The 22642-nt window shown below is 64.6% G+C and carries 25 protein-coding genes; 7 read left to right on the top strand and 18 right to left on the bottom strand.

Annotated elements, in window-relative coordinates:
- Window positions 1-59: 59 nt before the first annotated feature.
- Genes panC through ftsH form a run of 10 tightly spaced genes read right to left on the bottom strand, consistent with a single transcriptional unit; the run spans window position 60 to window position 8946 of the window.
- Complete coding sequence (panC, locus tag N5P29_RS00810) at window positions 60-962, bottom strand: pantoate--beta-alanine ligase (protein ID WP_262276821.1); 903 nt, start codon at window positions 960-962, stop codon at window positions 60-62.
- A 5-nt stretch (window positions 963-967) separates the two neighbouring features.
- The gene (locus N5P29_RS00805) at window positions 968-1876 is read right to left on the bottom strand and encodes a Rossmann-like and DUF2520 domain-containing protein (RefSeq protein ID WP_262276820.1); all 909 of its coding nucleotides are present in this window, start codon (window positions 1874-1876) and stop codon (window positions 968-970) included.
- On the bottom strand, window positions 1869-3380 hold the full coding sequence (locus N5P29_RS00800; protein ID WP_262278634.1) for a PH domain-containing protein: 1512 nt from the start codon (window positions 3378-3380) through the stop codon (window positions 1869-1871). Before N5P29_RS00800 ends, N5P29_RS00805 begins: the two co-directional genes overlap by 8 nt.
- 17 nt (window positions 3381-3397) lie before the next feature.
- Window positions 3398-3910, bottom strand: coding sequence for a PH domain-containing protein (locus tag N5P29_RS00795; RefSeq protein ID WP_262276819.1), 513 nt, complete (start codon window positions 3908-3910; stop codon window positions 3398-3400).
- Window positions 3891-4412, bottom strand: a complete 522-nt coding sequence (locus tag N5P29_RS00790) for a DUF3180 domain-containing protein (RefSeq protein ID WP_262276818.1) — start codon at window positions 4410-4412, stop codon at window positions 3891-3893. Before N5P29_RS00790 ends, N5P29_RS00795 begins: the two co-directional genes overlap by 20 nt.
- Window positions 4409-4954 (bottom strand): 2-amino-4-hydroxy-6-hydroxymethyldihydropteridine diphosphokinase, encoded by a 546-nt coding sequence (gene folK, locus N5P29_RS00785; protein WP_262276817.1) that lies wholly within the window; start codon window positions 4952-4954, stop codon window positions 4409-4411. Before folK ends, N5P29_RS00790 begins: the two co-directional genes overlap by 4 nt.
- Window positions 4951-5310 (bottom strand): dihydroneopterin aldolase, encoded by a 360-nt coding sequence (gene folB, locus N5P29_RS00780; protein WP_262276816.1) that lies wholly within the window; start codon window positions 5308-5310, stop codon window positions 4951-4953. The genes folK and folB overlap by 4 nt, the downstream gene beginning before the upstream one ends.
- A 12-nt stretch (window positions 5311-5322) precedes the next feature.
- Window positions 5323-6228 carry a dihydropteroate synthase gene (folP, locus tag N5P29_RS00775; protein WP_262276815.1) on the bottom strand — a complete coding sequence of 302 codons (906 nt, stop codon included), beginning with the start codon at window positions 6226-6228 and terminating at the stop codon, window positions 5323-5325.
- 5 nt (window positions 6229-6233) lie between these two features.
- Window positions 6234-6866 (bottom strand): GTP cyclohydrolase I FolE, encoded by a 633-nt coding sequence (gene folE, locus N5P29_RS00770; protein WP_144663402.1) that lies wholly within the window; start codon window positions 6864-6866, stop codon window positions 6234-6236.
- A 10-nt stretch (window positions 6867-6876) separates the two neighbouring features.
- On the bottom strand, window positions 6877-8946 hold the full coding sequence (gene ftsH, locus N5P29_RS00765; RefSeq protein WP_262276814.1) for an ATP-dependent zinc metalloprotease FtsH: 2070 nt from the start codon (window positions 8944-8946) through the stop codon (window positions 6877-6879).
- A gap of 408 nt (window positions 8947-9354) precedes the next feature.
- On the opposite strand from ftsH, the gene N5P29_RS00760 reads away from it, so the two are divergent.
- Window positions 9355-10332: a type IV toxin-antitoxin system AbiEi family antitoxin domain-containing protein gene (locus tag N5P29_RS00760; RefSeq protein WP_262276813.1), complete on the top strand. Its 978-nt coding sequence runs from the start codon at window positions 9355-9357 to the stop codon at window positions 10330-10332.
- A gap of 84 nt (window positions 10333-10416) precedes the next feature.
- On the opposite strand, the gene N5P29_RS00755 is transcribed toward N5P29_RS00760, so the two are convergent.
- The 5 genes from N5P29_RS00755 to dacB all read right to left on the bottom strand — a co-directional run bounded on the left by N5P29_RS00755 (window position 10417) and on the right by dacB (window position 15816).
- The gene (locus N5P29_RS00755) at window positions 10417-11214 is read right to left on the bottom strand and encodes a hypothetical protein (protein WP_315973370.1); all 798 of its coding nucleotides are present in this window, start codon (window positions 11212-11214) and stop codon (window positions 10417-10419) included.
- 214 nt (window positions 11215-11428) lie between these two features.
- A complete protein-coding gene (gene hpt / locus N5P29_RS00750; RefSeq protein ID WP_011772910.1) occupies window positions 11429-11980 on the bottom strand; it encodes a hypoxanthine phosphoribosyltransferase in 552 nt (183 codons plus the stop codon).
- Window positions 11981-12011: 31 nt separating this feature from the next.
- A complete protein-coding gene (gene tilS / locus N5P29_RS00745) occupies window positions 12012-13070 on the bottom strand; it encodes a tRNA lysidine(34) synthetase TilS (RefSeq protein WP_315973394.1) in 1059 nt (352 codons plus the stop codon).
- 92 nt (window positions 13071-13162) lie between these two features.
- The gene (locus tag N5P29_RS00740; protein ID WP_262276810.1) at window positions 13163-14284 is read right to left on the bottom strand and encodes an Rv3626c family coenzyme F420 biosynthesis-associated protein; all 1122 of its coding nucleotides are present in this window, start codon (window positions 14282-14284) and stop codon (window positions 13163-13165) included.
- 83 nt (window positions 14285-14367) lie between these two features.
- Window positions 14368-15816 (bottom strand): D-alanyl-D-alanine carboxypeptidase/D-alanyl-D-alanine endopeptidase, encoded by a 1449-nt coding sequence (dacB, locus tag N5P29_RS00735; RefSeq protein WP_262276809.1) that lies wholly within the window; start codon window positions 15814-15816, stop codon window positions 14368-14370.
- 194 nt (window positions 15817-16010) lie between these two features.
- Here dacB and N5P29_RS00730 point away from each other — a divergent pair, with 194 nt between their 5' ends.
- The 6 genes from N5P29_RS00730 to N5P29_RS00705 all read left to right on the top strand — a co-directional run bounded on the left by N5P29_RS00730 (window position 16011) and on the right by N5P29_RS00705 (window position 20557).
- Window positions 16011-16499, top strand: a complete 489-nt coding sequence (locus N5P29_RS00730; protein ID WP_144663396.1) for an inorganic diphosphatase — start codon at window positions 16011-16013, stop codon at window positions 16497-16499.
- A 220-nt stretch (window positions 16500-16719) separates the two neighbouring features.
- The gene (locus N5P29_RS00725) at window positions 16720-17733 is read left to right on the top strand and encodes a hypothetical protein (protein ID WP_262276808.1); all 1014 of its coding nucleotides are present in this window, start codon (window positions 16720-16722) and stop codon (window positions 17731-17733) included.
- The gene (locus N5P29_RS00720; RefSeq protein ID WP_262276807.1) at window positions 17730-18554 is read left to right on the top strand and encodes a hypothetical protein; all 825 of its coding nucleotides are present in this window, start codon (window positions 17730-17732) and stop codon (window positions 18552-18554) included. The genes N5P29_RS00725 and N5P29_RS00720 overlap by 4 nt, the downstream gene beginning before the upstream one ends.
- A gap of 46 nt (window positions 18555-18600) precedes the next feature.
- Complete coding sequence (locus tag N5P29_RS00715; protein ID WP_262276806.1) at window positions 18601-19236, top strand: hypothetical protein; 636 nt, start codon at window positions 18601-18603, stop codon at window positions 19234-19236.
- Window positions 19208-19867: a hypothetical protein gene (locus tag N5P29_RS00710; protein ID WP_262276805.1), complete on the top strand. Its 660-nt coding sequence runs from the start codon at window positions 19208-19210 to the stop codon at window positions 19865-19867. The genes N5P29_RS00715 and N5P29_RS00710 overlap by 29 nt, the downstream gene beginning before the upstream one ends.
- 90 nt (window positions 19868-19957) lie before the next feature.
- A complete protein-coding gene (locus N5P29_RS00705) occupies window positions 19958-20557 on the top strand; it encodes a hypothetical protein (protein ID WP_262276804.1) in 600 nt (199 codons plus the stop codon).
- 100 nt (window positions 20558-20657) lie between these two features.
- Here the strand turns inward: N5P29_RS00705 and N5P29_RS00700 are convergent, their stop codons facing one another.
- From N5P29_RS00700 to N5P29_RS00690, 3 genes are read right to left on the bottom strand one after another with little or no spacing between them, the layout of a single operon-like run.
- Window positions 20658-21233: a DUF3618 domain-containing protein gene (locus N5P29_RS00700; RefSeq protein ID WP_262276803.1), complete on the bottom strand. Its 576-nt coding sequence runs from the start codon at window positions 21231-21233 to the stop codon at window positions 20658-20660.
- A complete protein-coding gene (locus N5P29_RS00695; RefSeq protein ID WP_262276802.1) occupies window positions 21230-21661 on the bottom strand; it encodes a phage holin family protein in 432 nt (143 codons plus the stop codon). Before N5P29_RS00695 ends, N5P29_RS00700 begins: the two co-directional genes overlap by 4 nt.
- Window positions 21658-22638, bottom strand: a complete 981-nt coding sequence (locus tag N5P29_RS00690) for a hypothetical protein (RefSeq protein ID WP_262276801.1) — start codon at window positions 22636-22638, stop codon at window positions 21658-21660. Before N5P29_RS00690 ends, N5P29_RS00695 begins: the two co-directional genes overlap by 4 nt.
- Between the last annotated feature and the right edge of the window lie 4 nt (window positions 22639-22642).

Raw genomic sequence — 22642 nt, 5'->3', positions numbered from 1 at the left:
TGAAGACTAGAACAGTCTAGACGCCAGGCCAATTCCCGTCACCGGAAAAAAATCAAACCTTAGGAAAACAATGGCGCGTTGTCGATGAGCCGCACAGGACCCACCTTCGCAGCGATGATCGCCAGCCCTTCGCCCCGGAACGGAGTTTCCTTGCAGTTCTCGGCGAGCGGTTCCAGCGTGGCGGGATCGACGACGTCGAAATAGTCCAGTTCTACCAGCGGCTGGGACTCAACAAGCGCGACGGCGGACTCCAAGTCGAGCGGCTCGTGCGCCTTTGCGCGGGTCTCGATAAGGCGCAGGGCCCGCGACAATACGAGGGCGGCCTCGTGCTCCTCGGCTGACAGAAAACGGTTCCGGCTTGAAAGGGCCAATCCGTCCTCACTGCGGACGATCGGCACGGGAACAATCTCCACAGGGAAGTTCAGGTCCGAGACCATCCGCTTCACAAGGGCCAACTGCTGCGCGTCCTTCTGGCCAAAGTAGGCCCGGTAGGCCGCCGTCGTGCCGTCCGCTGCAGCACCTCCAGGCAGGCCGTAATGCAGCAGCTTGGCCACCACGGTGAGGGCGCCGTCGAAATGCCCGGGGCGTGACGCTCCTTCCCACTTTTCGCCCAGCGGCCCGGACGTGACGCGAACCAGCGGCTGCCCGCCCGGATAGACCTCGTCCACCGACGGGGCAAAGACGAGGTCCACGCCTTCGGCATCCAGCAGTGCCATATCGGCATCCAAGGTGCGGGGGTACCGGTCCAGATCCACGGCGTCGCCGAACTGCAGCGGGTTCACGAAGATGGTTGCGACCACAACGTCGTTCTCAGCTACCGCCGTCCTGGCCAAGGCAGCATGGCCCTGGTGCAGGGCGCCCATCGTGGGGACGAGGCCCTGGGAACTCCCGCGCTTTTCAGCAAGCAGCCGGGCGCTTTCGGCGCGCAACTCCGCCGCGGTGGTCACGAGTTTGATGGCCATGTGGTTCAGTTTCCTTCCGTCGCTTTGGGTTCGGCATCCAAAGCCGCGTCAATATCCGTCAGTTGTTCGGGGCGCAGGAGGCCGCGGTTTCCGGCCCTGCGCGCTGTTGCCCGCGCCATCGCCTGGTAGGCGGCAAGGACGTCGCCGCCCGCGCCGGCGTCGTACTCTTTCAACGCCTGGGCGTGCGCAGTAACAGTACCCACATCTCCGCGGGCCACCGGCCCGGTCAGCGCGGATTCGCCCGATGCAAGGGCGTTTTCAAGCGTCGCCCGCAACAGCGGACCCAGCATCGACTCAGGACTTTCGACGCCGATCTCCCGCAGCAGCTGTGACGCCTGGGCCACCAGGGTGACCATGTGGTTGGAGCTGTGCGCCAAGGCTGCGTGGTACAGGGTGCGATCGGCTTCGGCGATGGCGACGGGCTCGGCGCCCATTTCCACCACGAGTGCCTGCGCGATCGGAAGCATGGCTGCGTCCGCGGTGACGCCGAAAGTGCAATCCATGAGGCGGCTCAGGTCAAGGCTCATGCCGGTGAAGGTCATGGCCGGGTGCAGGGCCAGCGGAATCGCTCCTGCGGCCCGCACGGGATTGAGAATGCCGACGCCATACCGGCCCGACGTGTGCGCCACGAGTTGCCCCGGTTGCCAGGCGCCCAAGGTGGCCAACCCCGTCACGAGTTCACCGAGTGCGTCATCCGGCACGGCCAACAGCACCAGCTCCGAACGTTCCACGATGTCCTGGATCTCGAGGATCGGGACGCCGGGTAGCAGGTTTTCGGCCCGCTCGCGGCTCGCTTCGGACACGGCGGAAACCCCGACGACGGCGTGCTCGGCCGCGCGCAAAGCCGCGCCCAAGACGGCGCCCACCTTGCCGGCGCCGACGATTCCGACTCCGAGTCGTCCTGGCTTAGCCATCCTGTCGGTCCTCCTGGTTGGTGTGTTGGGGTCGGGCTGCCGCCGCAACTTCGGGAGCCTGCGGCGCTACCTGCGCCAGCCACTGCTCACTGGTCTGCCGCTTGCGTGCCTCCCGGGCACGGGCCGCCTGCTGGTCGAAAAGTTCCACTGCCTGCGGCACTCCCGCTTGGAACACCCTTGGCATGACTGGACCCGCCGTGGTGTGCAGGACAAGATCGGCCACGCCGAAATGGCGGGCCAGGGGACCTTGTTGCAAGGCCATGGATTGGGTGCGCTGATGCGGAACCACCACCAGGGTGCGCCACCACCGGCCGGACCGGATCAGCAGCGCCGTACCTGTGGCGAGGAAGCCGTTCCGGCGCCACCCCAGCGGAGCCAGCAGCCAGGCGCGACGCGGCGTAGTGACGAATCCGTCGGTACCGGAAGCGCTGCCAGAGGCCGGCGCGAGACCCTCCAATCCGGTGACAAACACTTCCTCGGGGTTATCAATGCCGGGATCCGGCAAAACCAACGACAGCATCCGCAGGGCGTCGGACTTCAAGCCCACAGGGAGCAACATGGTCCGCGCTGCGCCCTCGCCGGTGCCCGCCGCACCGTAACCGGCCACGTTCACGTGCATGCGGTACCAGCCGAAAATCCTCCAGATGGGTGGCTGCCTCACCATCACGGCCTGGATACGGCCGGGAGGCAACGTCTGCGCCTGCGTATCCAGCAGACCGTAGCGGAGCCGGATGCCGTCCGGGGAGATGGCGGCGGTGAAGTTGTAGCCCTTGTTGAACGCATTCCAATATGAGGCGCCAATGCCCAGAATGGCAGGAATGAGGGCCAGGAAAATCGCGGTGTTATCCAGCAGGACAGACGTGGACACCACAGCTGCGGCTCCGAGGAGGATGCCCACGGTCTGTTCGCTCAGCAACAGCGAACCGAGCAGGCGTCCGGGCGGGACCGATAACACCACATGTTCGGGCGCTTCCGGGACTTCCTGGGGCGAGCCGGGTTCGCTGACCACACCGGCCGCACGGGCCAGTATGGTGGCGCGCAACTGCTTGGCCTGCTCCACCGGAAGGTAAGCCAGCCGCACCGCCGACTCACCGGCGTCGGCCACTTCGAACTTGAGTTCAGCGAGACCGAAAATCCGCGCCAAAAGGGGCTGCACGATGTCGATGGCCTGCACGCGGTCCAGGCGGGCCTGCCGCTGCTGCTTGAACAGGAAGCCGGTGTTCACGCGGACGAAGCCCTCGGCCACCTGGTATCGCGTGAAGTACCAGCTGAGGATGAAGCCACCCACCGTCAGCAGCAGCACAACACCGCCTCCAGCAAGCAGCCAAGGGGCCCTGCCGCTCAACGCCGGGTCAACAAAGTCCCGCCCCTGCAGCAGGCGCTCGAAGGCATCGCGCCCAAAGAAGAAGCCGACGGCGGCCAGGGCCACCCAGCCGCGCACGAAAGGTGAGGCAGGATGGACGCGCTTCCACCCGCCGTCGACGGCCTGGTCCGGCAACACCATCACAGGCTCTCCAGGGCTCACAGCCCGGCCAGCCTGGCTTCTCCGCGGGCCGAAAGCTGCTCACGCAGGCGGGCGCCTTCCTGTGCCGGAAGACCGGGGAGATGGGCGTTTGTTCCTGTCGAAGCGGTGTGCAGCTTCAGGGTGCACAGCCCCAGGCTGCGCTCAACAGGCCCGACGGCAACATCGACGTATTGCATCCGGCCGTAAGGAACCACCATGGTGCGCTGGAAGAAGATGCCACGGCGGATGAGCAGATCATCGTCGCGTTCTGCGTAACCGATGGCCCGTACTTGCCGCGGAATCAGCACCAAGCGCCACAGCGCCAACACCAACATCACCGCGGGCACGGCGATGGCCAGCCAGAGCGGCGGCCAACGCCACCAGCCCAAAAGCACGAACACAAGCGGCAGGCTAAGCGCGGCCAGCATCACCAGGTTGCCGATGGCCCACTCCACCAAGCGGACAGTGACGTACTTCGGGGAAACCCGCAGCCACTGGACGCCGGGAGGGTCAATCGCCTCGGTATGCATACTCGCCTTCGCCTTTGGTCTCTCCGCGGCGGGTTTCCGGACCGGAAGTGCCGCCCTCGATGTCCTCCGGCGGAATGCGGCAAAAACGCTCCACCACCAGGCCGACAACAATCATCACTACGCCGCCTCCGCCCATGAGGAGCGCGTTCCACAAAATGCCTTCACCGCTGCGAAGGGTGCCGATCCGCAGGAGGTCCACAGCAATTCCGGCATGCCAGCCAAGGAGGAGTGTTCCCGCGTAGGCGCACGCCTGGGCAAGGATCAGCGTCCGGGCAGCAAGGATCGGATTCAGCAGGTTCTTCTTCTTGCCGTTCCGCCAGCGCAGGACCCGTACGCCCATGACAAGCGTGAGTCCGGCAATGACGCCCATGGTGACCAGGGCCGACGTCGGCAGGACCGGGGTGGGCATGCTGAAGCGGTTGGTGCTCAACGTCGCCAACCAACCAACAACGGCAGCAATGACCGCGATGAGCACCAAAACCACTGGGCGCATGGCTTTCACGGCTGCTCCACCGCCCCCGTCGCCGGGATGCCGGCGACATCGCCGTATCCGTCAAACCTGCGGATGTCAGGCATGTCAGCCGCGACGGCAGCCAGTTCAGCCACGCCCCGGCCGTTCAGCTGTGCGTGCGGTTCAAGCAGCGACCACGGGTACAACACGAACGCCCGCTCTGCTGCCCTGGGGTGCGGAAGGGTAAGGACGGGGTCGTCGCTCACAACGTCTCCGAACACGATGATGTCCACGTCCAGCGTCCGTGGACCCCAGCGCACTTCACGCGTACGGTGATGCTTTTCTTCCACCTCGTTGCAGTGCTTGAGGAGCTCCAGCGGCGTAAGCGTGGTTTCCACCGCCATGACCATGTTCAAAAAATCAGGCTGGCCCTCCGGCCCACCGACGGGCTTGGTCTGAACCACCGGCGAAACCCCCAGGAGGCGGACCTCCGGCGGGTCAACCAGATCCGCGACAGCAGTGGACAGGGTGTCGTTGCGCTCCCCCAGGTTGCTGCCCAACGCCAAAATGGCCTTGGTATAGCCAGAGGTCATGACCGCTCCCGGTGGACGCTGACAGTCACATCGCCGAACGGCACCTCAATCGGCGCCTTGGGCTTGTGGACAGTGACGTCGACGGCGGCCACGTTGTAGTTCTCGAGGATGCCCTCGGCGATCCTCACGGCCAAGCCTTCAATCAGGTTCAAGGGCTCGCCCTCGATGTGCTTGGTGATCAGCTCCGCGACCTGGCCGTAATGCGCTGTGTACTGCAGATCATCAGTCTCGGCAGCCCGGGTGAAATCCGTGTGCAGCACGGCATCCACCACAAAGGGCTGCCCGTCCCGGCGCTCGAAATCGAACACTCCGTGATAACCGACGGCGGTGACGCCGGTCAGCGTGATCCTGTCCACAGCTTTATCCAATCAACGGGCGATACGGGCGGCAACCTTGACGGCGTCAAGGCTGGGACCGACGTCGTGGACGCGGACAGCCCAGGCGCCCTTGGCTGCGCTCAAAGCGGTGATGGCGGCGGTAGCGGCGTCGCGTTCCAAGGGAGCAGCCGACTTGCCGGCCACGGTAAGAAGCGAACCCAGGAAGCGCTTGCGGGAAGCGGCCACCATCACCTTGTGGCCAAGCGTGAAGAGCTGGTCCAGGTTCTTCAGCAGCTCCCAGTTCTGGTCCTCGTTCTTGGAGAACCCGATGCCGGGATCGACGATGATCTGCTCCGGAGCAACGCCTGCGGCATACAGTTTGTCGCGGACGCCGCTGAGTTCGGCCACCACGTCCTCGGTTACGTTCTCGTAGTCCGTCAAGCTGTCCATGGTCCGGGCGTCCCCACGGCGGTGCGTGAGGATGTACGGGACCTTGGTGCGTGCCACGAGCTCCGGCATGCCGGGTTCGATGGTCAGGCCGGACACATCGTTGATGATGGCGGCTCCGGCCTCGACAGCTGCCGCGGCAGTGGAGGTGTGCATCGTGTCGATGCTGACCAGGGCCCCGGCCTTCACCAGCGCCTGGACCACCGGCAGGACACGGCGTTGTTCTTCTTCGGGGTCCACGGGCTCAGCGCCCGACCGCGTCGACTCGCCGCCGACGTCGATGATGTCAGCTCCGGCGTAGAACATCCGCAGGCCCAGCGCTATTGCCGAGTCGGGCGTGCGGTGGTTGCCGCCGTCGCTGAAGGAATCCGGGGTGACGTTGAGGATTCCCATGACGAGCGTGCGGTCCGTTGGCAGGTCCTCGAACCTGGCCGCCGGCCGCGGCTTACGGAGAACCGGCAGCGGGCTCGTAGCCGGGCCGGTTCCGGGTGCTGCAGCGAGGGAGTCCATAATGCTTACCTTCCGATGATGAGGCTCATGGCCTCGGCGCGGGTGGCCGGGTCATGGAGCTGACCGCGCACCGCGCTGGTGACGGTCTTGGCGCCCGGCTTGCGGATGCCGCGCATGGACATGCACATGTGTTCACATTCGACGACGACAATCGCCCCGCGCGGGTTGAGGTGCTGCACCAGGGCCTCCACGATCTGCGTGGTGAGGCGTTCCTGCACCTGCGGCCGGCGTGCGTAGATGTCCACCAGCCGTGCCAGCTTGCTGAGGCCGGTCACCTTGCCGTCATGTGACGGAATGTAACCGACGTGGGCTACTCCGTGGAACGGCACCAGGTGGTGTTCGCACGTGGAGTAGAAGGGGATGTCCTTCACCAGGACAAGCTCTTCATGGTCGAGGTCGAACGTGGTGGACAGGACATCAGCCGGGTGCTGGTGGAGCCCGGCGAAGACCTCCGCGTAGGCCTTGGCCACGCGCTTGGGCGTGTCCTGGAGGCCGCCACGGTCAGGGTCTTCGCCAATGGCCAGAAGGATTTCCCGGACAGCCGCTTCGATGCGCGGGCGGTCCACTTTGGAGTGGGCCTTGGAGCCCGCGGCGGAACCGTGGGCGGCGGCGAGGTCGTCGTCGTCGAAATGAGTCACAGCAGAAAGCTTAGCCGTGATGCGGGTGGTCGTTGCCGCCGTCGGGCTGCGGGGCCTGGAAGGATTCCTGGCTGCTGACACCTTGGGCGTGCGGAGCTACGACGTCCAGCGGCTCGTCCAAACGGGCCTTCTTGGCTTCCTCCTGGGCTTCGCGCTCGGCCTTTTCTGCCCGGGTTTCCACCGGCGGAATCGACTGGACCGGCCGGGATTCCTTGGACAGCCAGATCTCGCGGAAGTCGCGCTTGCGGATGTCGTGGAAGATCTCGGCGATCTCGGCCTGGTTCAGGGTTTCCCGCTCAAGCAGTTCCAGCGCCAGACGGTCCAGGATGTCCCGGTTTTCCGTGAGGATGGCATAGGCCTCGTCGTGGGCCTGGTCGATCAGGCGACGAACTTCTTCGTCCACGACATATGCGATCTGGTCAGAGAAGTTCCGCTCCTGGGCAGCGTCACGTCCAAGGAACGGCTCGCCGCCGCCTTGTCCCAGTTTCACGGCACCAACGCGTTCGCTCATGCCGTACTGGGTGACCATCTTGCGGGCCGTGGAGGTGGCCTTTTCGATGTCGTTGGACGCACCCGTGGAGGGGTCGTGGAAGACGATTTCCTCGGCGACGCGGCCGCCCATGGCATAGGCCATCTGGTCCAGCAGTTCGTTGCGGGTGACCGAGTACTTGTCGTCCTCGGGGATCACCATGGTGTAGCCGAGGGCACGGCCGCGGGGAAGGATGGTGATCTTGGTGACCGGAGCGGAGTTCCGCAGTGCCGCTGCCACCAGCGCGTGGCCACCTTCGTGGTACGCCGTGATCTTGCGCTCGAGTTCCTTCATCACGCGGCTGCGCTTCTGGGGGCCGGCCATGACGCGGTCGATGGCCTCGTCCAGTGCGCGGTCGTCGATCAGGTTGGCGTTTGAACGTGCAGTCAGCAGCGCGGCCTCGTTCAGGACGTTGGCCAGGTCGGCACCGGTGTAGCCCGGGGTCTTCTTGGCAACAGCCCTGAGGTCGATGCCGGGAGCCATGGGCTTGCCCTTGGCATGGACATTGAGGATCTGTTCGCGGCCGATCATGTCCGGAGCTTCCACGGTGATCTGGCGGTCAAAACGGCCCGGGCGCAACAGTGCGGGGTCCAGGACGTCGGGACGGTTGGTGGCTGCGATCAGGATGACGTTGGTCTTGACGTCAAAGCCGTCCATCTCCACAAGGAGCTGGTTCAGGGTTTGCTCGCGCTCGTCGTTACCGCCACCGATGCCGGCGCCACGGTGACGGCCTACGGCGTCGATCTCGTCCACGAAGATGATGGCGGGCGAACTTGCCTTGGCCTGCTCAAAGAGGTCGCGGACACGGGACGCACCCACACCGACGAACATTTCAACGAAGTCCGAGCCCGAAATGGAGAAGAAGGGAACACCGGCTTCACCGGCCACGGCGCGGGCCAGCAACGTCTTACCGGTACCTGGAGGGCCGTAGAGCAGCACGCCCTTGGGGATCTTTGCGCCAACGGCCTGGAACTTGGACGGTTCCTGGAGGAACTCCTTGATTTCCTGGAGTTCTTCCACAGCCTCGTCGGCGCCGGCGACATCGGCGAACGTCACCTGGGGCATGTCTTTGTTGACCAGCTTGGCCTTGGACTTGCCGAACTGCATCACCTTGGAGCCGCCACCCTGCATACGGGAGAGCAGGAACCAGAAGAGCACACCCAGCAGCAGCACCGGAATGAGGAGCGAGAACAGGCCGGAGAACCAGTTGTTCTCGACGGGCTGGTCAGTGAAGCCCTTGTCCGGGTTGGCGTTGGTGACAGCCTTCACGACGTCCGGACCGCGGTCCGTGACGTAGAAGAACTGGACGTTCTTGCCCTTGTCCTGGCCATCGAGGTTCAGGTTGTCCTTGAGCACCAGGTCAACACGGTTCTCGGCGTCGAAAATCTTGGCCTGTTCCACCTTCCCGCTCTGGGAAAGGAGGTCAAGTCCGTCCTTGGTGTCAATGCGTGTGGAACCGCCCGGAGCCAGTGTTGCGAATGCCACCAGGAGCAAGCCAACGACGACAACAATCCAGATGCCCGGGCCCTTGAAGAAACTCTTAGCTTTCATCTGATCGGGGTTTTGCCCCGTCCCTCCTGGTAGTGCTGCAAGGCGCAACTTCTGCGCGCGAGTGGTGCTGCTTCGGTTTCAAGCTATACACCGTTCCCAGTAATTCACGCACTGGAAAGTCCAAAAGTTCCCTCTGGGCGTACACAGGATACTCGCGGCGGGCTTGCCGGGACAGGGTTGTTGGGCGCGTTTTCCAGGAGCGTTACTCAGGCCGCGCTCCGGACCGCCTTCCAGGACCGCGCACCCCTTCGCGCCAAACGCACCCGTAACCACTGGTGCGAACTGACGCAAGGGGCGCGGAGAGAGTGAACAAAGGGCGCGATTGGCGGAAAAGGCCGCGGTGGCGCTTTTCCACATAGACCATGCTGCAGCTTTCGGCCCGGGACGACTGGGGGAAGCGTAAGACCCATGGCCTTACAAGAACTCATACTCGCCACGGATGCGACTCGTATTGGACACGACCCTCGCCAACTCGCCAAGCGTGCCAAACGAGGCGAGCTTGTCCGCGTCCGACGAGGCACTTATGTCCGGGCGGCTTACTGGGCAGGGCTCAATAGCCGTCAGCGGCACGGGCTCCACGCAGCGGCACTGGTCAACACGGCAAGGTTAACGCCCGTTTTCAACCTGCAGACGGCGGCACTCCTCTGGGGGCTCGGCGTAGTGGGAGTTCCAAAGCACCTGTGCACCGTCACTGACGATCCCACAGGTGGTCGATCAAAACACGGGATCCGTAGAAGCTTCGGATCCCGTGACGTCGCCATCGCCAGGCTCGGCGACTTCCAGGTCACTGACAAAGTGCGCACGACGGCGGAGCTGGCTGCCACCCTGAATTTTGCCGAGGCATTGGCGGTTGTGGACTCCAGCAGACGGGAATCAGCACGGGGCAAAGCTCCCGACGTCGACGATTGGGACAAGGAAAGGGCCTGGGGTCAGCCATCGAGCGTTGACGAACTTGCTGACGGTATGGCCGTGCTCACGAGTCAGTCACGACGGCGTCGGGCCAGCACGGTCCTCGAATTGTCCACAGACAAGTCGGAGTCAGTAGGGGAATCCATGAGCCGGGCCCGGATGATCTTGCTCAACTTCCCCGTCCCCACTCTTCAAGGCTCTTTTACGTTGCGGAACGGACGAACAGCACGAACCGACTTCTGGTGGCCGGAACTCGACCTCGTGGGGGAATTTGACGGCAACGGCAAGTACCTGAGGAACAGACTGCGGGGAAACCAGACCATCCAGCAGGCAGTCATGGCCGAAAAGGCCCGCGAAAATGGTCTGCGGGCTCTGGGCTTGACCGTCATCCGGTGGGGCTGGGCAGAGATGATGGACCCCCGCGTGTTTGCGCGCATATTGAACGACGGCGGTCTCACGTCCTTGCGTCCTGCCTGACAAGGATTCTCGGGGCTGCGGCCCACCGCAGCTCAGCGCCTGTCAGACCAAGTTGCGGTTGGGTCGCGCCAGACTTCGGTTATCTCAGGCCGAAGCAACAGGGAGCACCAACAAGTAGCCGGCCGGCAAGCCGCTGCTCCATCGCCGGGGTTCCCGGATCACGAACTGCGTCGCCAGCTGAGCCGGGGTGAGCAGGCTGTTCGGTTCCGGGGACGGTCCCCATTGCCCGCTGCCGTAGGGGTAGAGCGGATCCATGACCCGGATGCCCGTGACCTGGAACTCCGGAAACACTCCGGGATCACCCATGGACTCAAATCCGCTCATGACCCAAGCGTGGCGGCCGCTCCACATGACCAGGCCCACCGGCCTCCCGGTATTGGCCATGGCTCCTGCCGCTGTTTGCAATGCGGCCTCATAGTTGGCGACGCTCACTACGGCGTATGGCCCCATCCCGGACTCGGTCAGCACCTGCGCCCAACCGAAAGGATTCGCTCCGTTGAAGGAGTCCGAGGACCGCGCCCGTGCCATCTCCCACAGCTGGCCCTGCTGCGCAGGATCAGTCCAGGAAGCACCGCCGGTGTCATCGATCAGGTTATGGGCCATTTGAATGCTCGCTGCCACGCACCAATCAAAGGTGTACTGAGGTACGAAGTCGCCCGTTTGGTACAGGTTCAGGGCAAATGGCTGGGGCGAGGCGGGGGGTGCCGGCACAGGCGGCGGCACAGCTTGCGGCTGCGCAGAAGTTTGTGTGGCACCACCCGTGGCCGGGATCGTGGCAACCCCGCCTGCAGTTGGCCCGTAGGAAGATGTCGCCACTGGTTGACCGACGTCGGTACCGGGACGGTCGACGGCGGGTGTGCAGGCCGTGAGCAGAGTCGCCATGACGGCAAGACTTGTCAAAACACGGGCAGAAGCACCGGTCATGGCTTAGTTTAGCCCCGGCGGATGGAGAGATGGCAGGTCCAGCGATCCCTTGGTTGCAACCACACACGCTCGGCGCACCCGTTAAGCAGCAACGCCGCACCACCTCCCGCCAAGCGCACCAGAGATCACGGGTGCAAACGGCGGAAAGGGGTGCGGCGAAGCGAAAAGCGGTTTACTCGTAAACGTGCGGAGCCAGGGTGCCCACGAAGTCGAGGTTGCGGTACTTCTCGGCGTAGTCCAGGCCATAGCCGACAACGAATTCGTTGGGGATGTCGTAGCCGACGTACTTGACGTCGATTTCAACCTTGGCGGCAGTCGGCTTGCGGAAGGCCGTGCAGATCTCCACGCTGGCCGTGCCACGGGACTCCAGGTTGGACTTCAACCAGGAAAGTGTGAGGCCGGAATCGATGATGTCCTCAACGATCAGGACGTCCTTGCCCATGAGGTCGGTGTCGAGGTCCTTGAGGATCCGGACAACACCGGAGGACTGGGTACCCGAGCCGTAGGACGAGACAGCCATCCAGTCCATGCTGACGTGGCTGTGGAGGGCACGGGCCAGGTCAGCCATGACCATGACCGCACCCTTCAGCACACCGACAATGAGGATGTCGCGGCCTTCGTAGTCCTTGTCGATCTGCGCCGCGAGTTCCGCGATACGCGTTTGGATCTGCTCTTTGGTGTAAAGAACGTGCTTGAGATCTGCCTGGACGTCGTTTGAATCCACCAATGGCTCCTGTTTTGATGCTCGGGTGCGGCTACTGCTGGGACGGTTTCTGGTGCCGGAATACTAGCTTCCCACAGCGTGCGGCTTCACGGGGAACGGCCTTGGCCGAATCACCAGTCGATGCGCCGGTCGCAATTGGCCGTTCCTGCGCCAAATCGCTTAGGGACAGGCGGGAAACGCTGACATGTCCGGGAAGCTGCACCGGACCCGCCGAGCCCTGCCGGCGAAGCAGCGCTTCGGCCGCCTGGAGCCGACCGTAGCCGGGTTGTTGACCGCCGACGTCGGCCGCAGCCTTCGCGATGACCCGGAACCTTAGCGCTGCGGGCAGCTCGCGGACGGCGCCTTCCGGCAACCAGGTGACGCCTTCCTCCCGCTGCACCAATGAGAGATAGGTCTCGTTGGCCAAATCCTCCAGGAAATCCGCATCCTGCTGCAGGATGGCCGCGGTCCGGGCCAGGGATTCAGCCACCCCGGGGCCCAGTTTTTCTTCCAGGACGGGCATGACTTCCACACGCGTCCTGGACCGGGCAAAGACGGGATCGGAGTTGCTGGGATCATGCCAGGGCTCCAGTTCCTCAACCTCGCAGATCTCCACCGTTTCTTCGCGACGGAGGCCCAGGAACGGCCGGAGCAATCGCCCACGGGCTGGCCTCATACCAGCAAGGGAACGGGTCCCCGAGCCGCGGGCCAACCCCAGCAGCACCTGTTCGGCCTGGTCATCCAGGGTATGGCCGAGGAGGATCGCATCGCAGCCAAGGTCATCGGCCGCCGACTCCAGCGCGGCATGGCGCGCGTCCCGGGCGGCAGCTTCCGGGCCGAAACCCGTGGAAGCGACGTCAACCGTTCGCACCTCCACTGGAGAAAGCCCCAGCTCACGCAACACCGACGCCGTCCTGGCAGCTACTTCTGCCGAACCGGCCTGCAGTTGGTGGTCCACGACGACGCCGGCGACCGACACCGGGTGCCCGTCCACGTGGCCGCGACGCCCGAAATAGCCAGCAATGGCAGCAAGCGCCAATGAATCCGGCCCGCCACTGCAGGCTACGAGCACCTTCGATGGGTAGCCCGCAGCGGCCAAGGCGTTCTGCAACTGTTTCCGCGCCTTGCCGACGACAGGCGCCAAGCGGCCTGGCCGTCGTCGTCCCTTGCCTGCTGAACCAGAACCGGATCCGGCGGGAAAGCTCAAAGGCCCATCCGCTCAAGCCACAGCCGGGAGTTGTGGATTTCTTCCTCCGTGGGCAGGTACTCCGCTGATTCCCATACCCTGTTGAAGCCCTCCATACCGGCCGCAGCAACAACTTCGCGGACGAATTTGGCGCCGTCGGTGTACTGGCGCATCTTGGCGTCCAAACCGAGAACACTGCGGATGAACTTCTCCACCACCCCGCGGTCCTTGCCGCGATCGTTGAAGCGCTGGCGAATGGTCTTCACGGACGGAACAATGCTGGAATCCACAGCGTCCATCACCACGTTGGCATGGCCCTCAAGGAGGCTCATGACCGCGGTGATGTGGGACAGGGACGCCTTTTCCTCGGGGTTCTGCAGGAGGTCCAGTATGGCGCCTCGGTTCGGGGTTTTCTCCGAAGGATTCCGGTCACGCAAGGACTTGGCCACCGCGCCGGCCCGCTCAACCAGCGAGTCCATGTTGCCCAGCAGGTTGCCGCTGAGTTTCTCGATTTCCTCGAGCATGTGGTGCCGCAGCCACGGCGCAGCCGCGAACTGCACGCGGTGGGTTTGCTCGTGCAGGCAGACCCAGAGGCGGAAGTCGTCCGGGTGGACGTTGAGTTCGCGCTCCACGGAGATGATGTTGGGGGCCACCAGGAGCAGCCGACCGCCCGGGGGAACGTTGGAGTTGGGGGCGAGGGCAGCGAAGGGATCGTACTGGCCAAGGACCTTGCTGGACAGGAAAGCAAGGACGGCGCCCAGCTGGGTCCCTGTAATGGCGCCGCTTGCCGCAGCCGCCCCCGGGCTCATGGCGCTCCCGCCGCGGCTTTCGAGCATCTTCGCCAGCGCAGGTTGCAGCATCACCGAGAAGCTTTGGGTGTTGGCCTTGGACCACGAGGCCCTGTCCACCACCAGGACGTGGGAATCACGCAGGTCCCGTGCGGCATCCAGTCCGGTGATGTCGTGCACGTGCGGAACGGAGACATCGGCGTTGAAGCGCAGGTTCTCCACCGCCTTGCCGATCTCCCCGGCGCTGAGTTCAGGGCCGGGAGGAGCAAGCCGGGCAGCCGTAGCGGCGGCCAGATCCCAATTGATCAGGGACTGGGCCCCTGCTGACGATTCGCGTGCAGATGACACCATACGGTCCATCACACCACACGTGACTGACAGTGAACCTTAAGTTCGCTCCACGCGGAGCACTCTGCGGAACACGCCGCGCCGCATCAACCCCGGCAGCCGCATGAGGCCAGCACGGACGCGGATCGGTCCATGGCCACTTTGTTGCCGGCTGCACCCGGATCCAGGCCATTGCCAATGAACGAAAACACCAACAGCCTGCCATCCGCGTCCACCACATATCCGCTCAGGGCGATGACTGTATTGAGCGTTCCGGTCTTGGCACGGACCAGTCCGGCACCTCCGGCAGTGCTCGGATCCACGTACCTGTCGTTCAGGGTGCCGCTCAGGCCGGCTATGGGGAAACCGTCCAGGGCGGCCCGCAGTGCCGGGTCCGGGCCGCTGGTGATGGCCCGGACGACGTCGGCGAACTGCCGGGCGCTGACCTGGTTCTCCAGTGCCAGGCCCGATACGTCAGCCAACAGCATCGAATCCGTGGCGATCCCCAACTCCCCCAGCCTTTGCCGCACGGCTGAAGTGGCGCCGTCGTACGTGGATTCCTTGCCGCTGGCGGCAGCGGTCATCCGCCCGAGAGCCTCCGCCAGGAAGTTATCGGAGGTCTGCAGCATCAGGTCCACCTGCTCGCTGACCGTGGCCGACTCCGCGGTGGCCAGCACTTTGGCGGGGAGGCCCTTGCCGCGCTCGGCGCCGGGACTCACCGCGACGCCGGCCGCCGCCAACTGGTCGGCAAACGCTTTGGCGGTGGTCATGGCGGAGTCCTGCGGCCGGGGGCCTGTCTCAACGCCGGGTGAGTAACGGCCGGAGTTCATGGCCAGCGAATACAAGGGGGCGGTCTCTCCGGCCGCGACGTCGTCGAGGCTCCAGGCCGGGTTCAGCGCCGGCCCGGTGAAGAGGGAGTCGTCAACCTGGACCGTGACGGGACCCTGCACGCCGCTGGAGGCCAAGGCTGCTGCGGTGTCCTTGGCCAGCGAAGCGAGTCCGGCGTGCCCAAGAACGGCGGCACGGTCGGAACCGGAAGCCCCCAACAGCACGTCCCCGCCGCCAGTCAGGACCACGGTGGAGGGTTTGTCGGATCCGAGCACCCGGGTAGTGAAACGCGATTCGGGACCCAGCGCCTTCAGTGAGGCAACGGCCGTCAGCAGTTTCATGTTCGAAGCCGGGATGCGGTTGGAGTTCGCGTCGCGGTCAAACAGGACTTGCCCAGTGGCGGCATCCAGCACCACGCCACTGATATTGCCTGACCCGTCCGGCTTGAGGTTGCCGTCAAGGAGCCGCGCCACTTCAACAGGCAGGGGGACGGGCGCCTTCGGATCCAAGGGAAGGAGCGCACTGGAACCGGACAACTGCGAAGGTTCCTGCTGCCAGGAAGGGATTGACGGTGCAGGCTTGGGCAAGCTGAGCAATCCGGGCATCATTCCCGAGGCCACGACCGCGGCCACGCACAGCAAGACCACCGCCAACAGCAACGGCCACGTCAAGCGCCCCCACGCCGTGGATCCCCTCTTCCGGGCACCCCCGTTTTTAACGCCCTTCATGCAGCTGCTTGGTCCTGTCAGTCCTGAAATGTCCCCGCCGGTTCAAGAAACCCGGGTCTCTCGCTATATCCTCAATAGTAGTCGGCGGCACCGGCTGTACTTCTGCCTGCCGCCAGCCCCGGGCCAAGCAGCCTGCCACCCGTGGCGGCCGCTTCTGCGGAGCGACGCCCCACCCACCCGTCAAGGAGCATTCCATGAAGCACGACGTGACCATTGAGATCCCCAAGGGATCGCGCGTCAAGTACGAAGTTGACCACGAAACCGGCCGTGTCCGCCTGGACCGCGTCCTGTTCACCTCCATGCAGTACCCCACGCACTACGGCTTCTTCGAGAACACGCTGGGTGAAGATGGCGATCCGCTGGACGCACTGGTGCTCCTGCAGGACTTCGACCTCCACCCGGGCGTCATCGTTGAGTCCCGCCCCATTGGCGTCTTCAACATGACCGACGACGGCGGCGGAGACGCCAAGGTTCTCTGCGTCCCGGTTGACGCACGCTTCGACCACATCCAGGAAGTCAGCGACGTCAGCGAATTCCTGATCAAGGAAATCGAGCACTTCTTCACCCGCTACAAGGACCTCGAGCCCGGCAAGTGGGTCAAGGCTGAGGGCTGGGGCGACCGTGCTGCCGCCGAGGCCGAGCTGGAAGCTTCCATCAAGCGTTTCTCGGCAGAAGGCCACTGACGCAGACCACGACGGCGGTTGGCGGAGTTCCCTTGGAACCCCACCAACCGCCGTCGTGCTTTAAAGCAACGCGGGGTCACTTATGGCCCATCCGGAAGTCGAACATGGGCCATAAGTGACCCCGCGTTGCGTTGATGGGCATGTCTCCCCATCGCGGCAGCACAGGTCTCCGCCTAGGCTGGGACGAGACTTTTCATTGCTTGTACACAGGGGGTTCCACATGGCTGGGTTCTACGGCGCCGATATCGCGCAGCTTCGCAGTCTGGCCGGCGTCATGGGCAAGGCCGCCGACGCCATCAGCCTGCAAAGTACGCAGCTGTCCAACGCGATCAATTCCACGGCTGCCTGGCAAGGCCGCGACGCCACCGTTTTCAAGGGCGACTGGAACAGCCAGCACCGGCAAAGCCTGGTCAAAGCCGCCAACATGTTGCGGGAGAACGCCAGCCAGCTGAAGAAGCACGCAAACCAGCAGGAGTTTGCCAGCCACAACGACGGATCGGGCTCGTCGGTGGGTGTGCTCAAGGACGTTTATGACACCGCGATGGGGGCCAAGGGCGTGGGTTCCCCGCTCTGGACGGCCTTCAAGTACCTCCTGCCGGTCAAGGCGGACGAAGCCGGAAATATCATCCCCCGGCACCTCCGCTACGGCCAGACCAAGGAGATCCTGACTGACTGGCGCGCCGGAGGCACGGTGCTCCGCGACGGCATCACGGCCCTGCGGAACGGCGAAAAGGTCACTGACGTAATCACCGACCTCAAAGCCAACATCCCCTACAGCACCGCGTTCCAGGAGGCGAGCAAGTTCTCCAAGGGGCTCCGCATCGCCGGTGCCGTGGCTGCACCGCTGAACATCGTCAGCGGCATCGGCGACATGATCAGCCCGGAACACGACGGTTGGCGAGGCACCGGCGACCGCGTGGCCGGCGGCCTTTCCGTGGTGGGCGGCGTCGGCAGCATCATGCTCATGACAGCCGGCGGCGCCGCCCTCCTGGGACCCATCGGTGCGCCGATCGTCATCGGCGCCGGACTGGTGGCAGGCGCCTGGGCCTTGGGCAACCTGGTGGCAGACAACTGGGATTCCATCACCAACTTCGCGCGCAACCCCGGCAGTTATATTGCCGACGGCGCCAAGGAGGTGGGCAATTTCGCCAAGGATGTAGGCAGTAAGGTGGCAGACGGAGTCAGTAACGCCGCCAAGTCGGTCGGAAACTTTGTCGGAGGGATATTCGGATGACAACGAGCACCATGAAATGGACCCAACGGGATGTTGAGGCTGCAGCCAAGGTTCTGGCATCGGCCAGCGCCGTTGGAGCGCCTCTGCCCACGCTGACCGACGAAGAAGTTGTGGCTTTGGACGGCGTCCAGCACGAACAGCTGGTGGCACTGCCCTGGCTCTCAACCCAGGACACCAACAATGAAATCCTGTGTGCTGTCGCCCTGCGTGGACTTCTCGCCAAGGAACTGGTGTACCCGGTGATCTTTGAAGGCGAAACCGAACCCTCCCGCCTGCACGCAACCGACGAAATCACCGGCGCCCTGACCTTGCGCCGCAGCGGCAAGAATGTTGTCTCCGTCGAACGCACGGTCTCCACCGGCAGGCGCTGGCTTTACGGCTACGTTCACGACGAAGGCGTCCTGCTCGAAGAAGTGGACGAGGGCGGACTTCACGGTTTTACCGTCATTACGCGGGACCAGTTGGTGCCGCGCCTGGCCGAATTCGTGGACCCCGAGCAGTCGGCCGCCCGCGACACGGACCCGACGGTGTACAGCGAAGCGGAGTTCGAGGCCCACGCGGCAACGGCCCTGGCCGACACCCAAGCGGCCAGCAATGTGGTGGCTTTCAATTCCGACACCAACGAGTTCCCCACCGTGACGGTCTACACCGGGCCCTCGGGAGTGCACGTCCTGACGCCGCGCGTTGAAGGTTCGTCCGACGCCGGCCTGCCGGAACAGGGTGGCGCTGTTTCCTTCGAGTTGAAGGAAACCTCGGCTCCTTCCCTGGCCCGGGTCCTGGGTGGCTTGGCCGGGTTGGGCGGTTCGGCCGGCCAGGCCTAAGCATTCGCACCCAAGCCGCAACCCGCCGTCGAACCGAAAGCCCCTCATGAGCACTTCGAATCCCAAGACCTCAACCGGCCTGGTCGACCCCCTCAACGGCCGCCCCGTACGCCGCCACCCTGATACCGGCGCGTACTTCGTCAAGGCTTCGGGAGCTGCCCATTTCTGGGGCCGTGTACTGGACGCGATTGTGTTCCTGGCGGGCTACTTCATCCTGGCGGCGATTGCGGCGGTGCTGCGTGAGTCCATGATGAACAGCGGCTCGGAGCTGGGATACAACGACGGGTTCTGGCTGGTCCTCTACGGTGTCCTGTGGTTTGTTGGCCTGTACGTCTACGGCATGATCTGGGGCACGGCCGGCAGTGTTGGCGACGCCGCTGCGGGCATGCGCTCGGTACGGATCAAGAACGGCACGACGGCGGGAGCCTGGCTGGGCGGCTGGCGCGCCATCTGCTGGTCCTTCTTCCCGTTCTTCGTTGTCATGGTCATTGCCTCGGCCCTCAGTGGCGGCGGAGATGACACGTGGGATCCGAAGTTTGTGGCCATCGACCGCCGTTCGGGCATCGCCAAGGGCCAGCAGCCCATCCCGGACCCCAAGGCCGTCGCAGCGGAGCAAGCCGCTGCGGCCCAACAGCAGAACCTGCCCAACCTCTATGGCCAGCACCCGGATGCGCGGCCGTAACTGGCTGGTTCGTCGGGTTGAGCGTCGGCTCAGCCCGGGCTTGGGACGGCTCCGATATGTAGCTTGCTCCCGGCGCATCTTTTGGAAGGCACTTCTCCCGTGCCTGGTGGTGGGCTTCGTGTTCGGGACCATCGCCGAGTTTGTCAGCCCCCTTCGCTCCACCAGGGAACCAGGACATTTCAGTGATCCCGGGCTGTTCGTCCTCGCCAGTACGCTGACGGGTTTGCTGCTGTGGTCCACGACCCTGCTGGGCAGCTACCGGAAACTGCTGGTTTTTGATGGCGGAATCGTGGCCAAGTACTCGCAGAAGCACACCCTGTTGGAGTTTCCCTGGCGTGATGTAGTGCCGGGGACACTCAGGGCTGTCACTACGAATGACCGCAGGGACCCCGACAGGCTGCTGGTTGCGCGGCATAAGGTCTCTCTTGGTGCCGGTGGCCACAACGCCGTGGTGTTCCAGGCCCGCGACACCTTTTGGGTATTTGCCGGCGATGAGGACCCGGCCCCGATGGTCAAAGCCATCCAGGGAGCCATGCGTGATTCCGGGCTGCCCGGCCCCGCCCTTGAGGCGGCAGGTGCGCTTCCCGCCGTCGTACTGACGGGGCCCACGGGGCTGGACCGATCCGCTTAACCGGTACCCCGGCGCCTTCCGTTACGTATCGAGTAACAGGCGAAACTTCCCCTTGCAGAGCCGCTACCAGCCGGTAGCATGTGATCCACGATGTTCACTCTCACCATCAACCAACGCGACAGCCGGCGCGACGGCGATCTTGTGCCGCAGCTGCTAAAAGACCTGCGGCACATTCCGGCGCGCCTGGATTTCGACCGGTCTGTCGAGGATGAGGTGCAGGGCATCGTCGAATCCAGCCATCAGGCCGTGGAGAGCGCCTTGATCGCGCTTCGTTCCGGCCAGTGGTATGTCGGGATCGGCGTCGGACCTATTAATGAGCCGCTGCCCAACCTGGTGAAGGACGCCTCGGGCCACGGCCTGGTATACGCCCGGCGGGCAGTGGACAGGCTGCGCAGCAGCAACGACCGGATCCCCGTCGCGGTGGATGGCCCTTTGGCGGTGCTGGCATCCGAGGCAGAAGCCGTGCTGCGCCTTCTCGGACACATTGTCCAGCACCGCAGTGCCGCAGAGTGGCGGGTGCTCGACCTTCTCACCCCTGGCGTCCGCGGCCAGCAAAAAGCAGTCGCCCAGGAACTGGGAATCAGCACGCAGGCAGTGAGCAAAGCGTTGGCCCGCGCACAGTGGGCGGAGGAGCACGCAGCGCGCCCGGCCGCTGCCCGGCTGCTGCAAATGATCCTCGAGGTTCGCTGACCCTATCCGGGACACAGCAAACCCAACTAGGGGACAGCAAACGTCGCAATGAGGGTTCAATGCGACAAGTGCTGTCCCCTAGTTGGGTCAGAAGGGGGCGTTACTGGTTGCTGATGTTGTCCTTGGCCGTGTTGGCACGGTCCTGTACATCGGCAGCTGCAGCCTGGCCCTCTTCCTTGACGTTGGAGGCAGCTTCAGTAGCAGTCTCCTTGACGTTCTGCACAGCTTCCTGCGCGGGTTCGCGCAGGTGCTCGGCAACTTCCTGGGCTGCGTGGCTCAGCTCTTCGGTCAACGGCTGCGCCGCTTCCTTCAGCGCCTGGGCTGCCTCGCGCTCCTTGTCCGACGGCGGGATCAAAGCCGAAACCAACAGGCCCGCGCCGAAGGCGATCAGGCCGGCAGCGATCGGGCTGCCCTGCGCCTTGCGGGTGATCACCTGCGGCGCGTCGCCGATGTCCGATACGACGCCGGACACGGCATCGTGCGCTTGGTGGGCCGCGTTGCCGGCGCGGTCCTGGGCCTCGTCACGCGCGCCGAAGACAGCTGCCTTGATCTTGTCGACCCGGCGGTTGACGATGTGCGAAGGCGTGACCTTGTCGGCCACGGCATCAACGTTGGTGCTAAGCCGCCGGCGGGTTTCTTCGATATCGGCGCGCAGGGCGTCGGGGTTCTGCGTCATCGTGTCTCCTCGGTGTTCGGTTTCAAAGCGGGGGGTATTTCCTTGACAGTCTCAGCGGTCCGCGGCAAGCCCTTGATGGCGTTCAGTTCCTTGCGGCCCATGACCGCCAGGACTGCCGCGATAATTCCCCAGATGACCGCGACGATCACGGCGGACCACCCGAGGCCAACCAGCTGGCCCAGTGCCCACCAAAGGGCGATGGACAGGAACAGCACGGTGATGTGGCCGGCCCACGCGGCGCCAGCCAACATGCCGGCGCCCTTTCCTGCTTTGGTGGCGGACTCCTTGAGCTCCACCTTGGCCAGCTCCACTTCCTGGCGCATCAACGTGGAGACGTCACGCGTCAGGTCGCTCAGCAGCTCCCCAAGGGGAAGGGTTTCCGCCTTTACGTGAGCCTCTGTGGGAGGCAGGTCGGCGGGACTGCTCATCGGTGACCTCCGTACTGGGGGTCGTCCGGATCAAGGGGTCCAGCGAGGGGATCACCCTGGGCTTTGACTCCACCTGCGTCGGTTTCCGGATACGGCAGCTTGGAGCCGTCGTAGCCGCCGGTGGTCCCGGCGTCGTATCCGGTCGTATCTGCGCCGTATCCGGCGGCGGCGGAACCCGTGGTGGCGCTGCCGTAGCCGGCCGTGGTGGTGGTCGGTCCCGGAAGGTCCACTGGCGGAGGCGTCACTGCGCCGCCCTGTGCCGGGTAGCCCTGCGTCGGGTAGTACGCGGCGCGAGGTGTCTCGGCAGTGGTCCGGTCGCTTCCGCCCGTGGTTCCACCAGCAGGTGAGTTGTCCGCCATACCCCGGCCAAGACGGCCTGCGAGGACACCCGCGCCGGCGGCCAGCAACAGGAACGTTCCCGGCTTGCGGCGGGCGAAGCCCTTGACCTCATCAAGGAGAGAACCCGGATCCCGGCCTTCCAGCCAGTGGGCCACAGCGGAGGAACGCTGGGCTGCCTGCTGGACCAGGTCCGTGGCAACTCCGCCATCCTGGCTTGAGTTTGCCATGGTGTGCAGTTCGTCGGAGATGGACCGCAAGCCCTCGGCGACGCGCTGTTGCTGCACCTGGGCCTGGTCGGCCAACTCACCCTTGGTCTGGGTGAGCAGTTGGCGCGCATTCACCTTCACTTCACGGGCCACGTGGCCGGCCTCGGACTTTGCCGTGTCAACAACACCACCGGCGGCGTCCGATACGGTTTCGGCAACACCCGCAGCTTCTTCCTTGGCGGTGTCTACCTTGCCGGAGCCTGCAGAGCCGGTTCCCGAGCCAGTGGGAGTTCCACCGATTCCAGTGGTTCCGGCGGTCCGGGCATCAACGTCCGAGTCGAGGTAGTTTCCGGCGAAAGGTTCGGTGCCTGCATGGGCACCAGTGGTTGGTGCCGCGAAGCTTCCGTCCTGCGGCGATTGGCTCTCAGTCATTGTC

Origin of the sequence: Paenarthrobacter sp. JL.01a (assembly GCF_025452095.1) — a bacterium.
Taxonomy (GTDB): domain Bacteria; phylum Actinomycetota; class Actinomycetes; order Actinomycetales; family Micrococcaceae; genus Arthrobacter.
The sequence above is the reverse complement of the archived record's forward strand: the minus strand, read 5'-3'. Positions and strand labels throughout refer to the sequence as shown.

Coding starts and splice junctions, on each gene's coding strand:
- panC (WP_262276821.1), bottom strand. CDS start 962: ATGGCCATCAAACTCGTGACCACCGCGGCGGAGTTGCGCGCCGAAAGC.
- N5P29_RS00805 (WP_262276820.1), bottom strand. CDS start 1,876: ATGGCTAAGCCAGGACGACTCGGAGTCGGAATCGTCGGCGCCGGCAAG.
- N5P29_RS00800 (WP_262278634.1), bottom strand. CDS start 3,380: ATGGTGTTGCCGGACCAGGCCGTCGACGGCGGGTGGAAGCGCGTCCAT.
- N5P29_RS00795 (WP_262276819.1), bottom strand. CDS start 3,910: ATGCATACCGAGGCGATTGACCCTCCCGGCGTCCAGTGGCTGCGGGTT.
- folK (WP_262276817.1), bottom strand. CDS start 4,954: ATGACCTCTGGCTATACCAAGGCCATTTTGGCGTTGGGCAGCAACCTG.
- folP (WP_262276815.1), bottom strand. CDS start 6,228: ATGGACTCCCTCGCTGCAGCACCCGGAACCGGCCCGGCTACGAGCCCG.
- ftsH (WP_262276814.1), bottom strand. CDS start 8,946: ATGAAAGCTAAGAGTTTCTTCAAGGGCCCGGGCATCTGGATTGTTGTC.
- N5P29_RS00760 (WP_262276813.1), top strand. CDS start 9,355: ATGGCCTTACAAGAACTCATACTCGCCACGGATGCGACTCGTATTGGA.
- N5P29_RS00755 (WP_315973370.1), bottom strand. CDS start 11,214: ATGGCGACTCTGCTCACGGCCTGCACACCCGCCGTCGACCGTCCCGGT.
- N5P29_RS00740 (WP_262276810.1), bottom strand. CDS start 14,284: ATGGTGTCATCTGCACGCGAATCGTCAGCAGGGGCCCAGTCCCTGATC.
- dacB (WP_262276809.1), bottom strand. CDS start 15,816: ATGAAGGGCGTTAAAAACGGGGGTGCCCGGAAGAGGGGATCCACGGCG.
- N5P29_RS00730 (WP_144663396.1), top strand. CDS start 16,011: ATGAAGCACGACGTGACCATTGAGATCCCCAAGGGATCGCGCGTCAAG.
- N5P29_RS00725 (WP_262276808.1), top strand. CDS start 16,720: ATGGCTGGGTTCTACGGCGCCGATATCGCGCAGCTTCGCAGTCTGGCC.
- N5P29_RS00720 (WP_262276807.1), top strand. CDS start 17,730: ATGACAACGAGCACCATGAAATGGACCCAACGGGATGTTGAGGCTGCA.
- N5P29_RS00715 (WP_262276806.1), top strand. CDS start 18,601: ATGAGCACTTCGAATCCCAAGACCTCAACCGGCCTGGTCGACCCCCTC.
- N5P29_RS00710 (WP_262276805.1), top strand. CDS start 19,208: ATGGCCAGCACCCGGATGCGCGGCCGTAACTGGCTGGTTCGTCGGGTT.
- N5P29_RS00705 (WP_262276804.1), top strand. CDS start 19,958: ATGTTCACTCTCACCATCAACCAACGCGACAGCCGGCGCGACGGCGAT.
- N5P29_RS00700 (WP_262276803.1), bottom strand. CDS start 21,233: ATGACGCAGAACCCCGACGCCCTGCGCGCCGATATCGAAGAAACCCGC.
- N5P29_RS00695 (WP_262276802.1), bottom strand. CDS start 21,661: ATGAGCAGTCCCGCCGACCTGCCTCCCACAGAGGCTCACGTAAAGGCG.
- N5P29_RS00690 (WP_262276801.1), bottom strand. CDS start 22,638: ATGACTGAGAGCCAATCGCCGCAGGACGGAAGCTTCGCGGCACCAACC.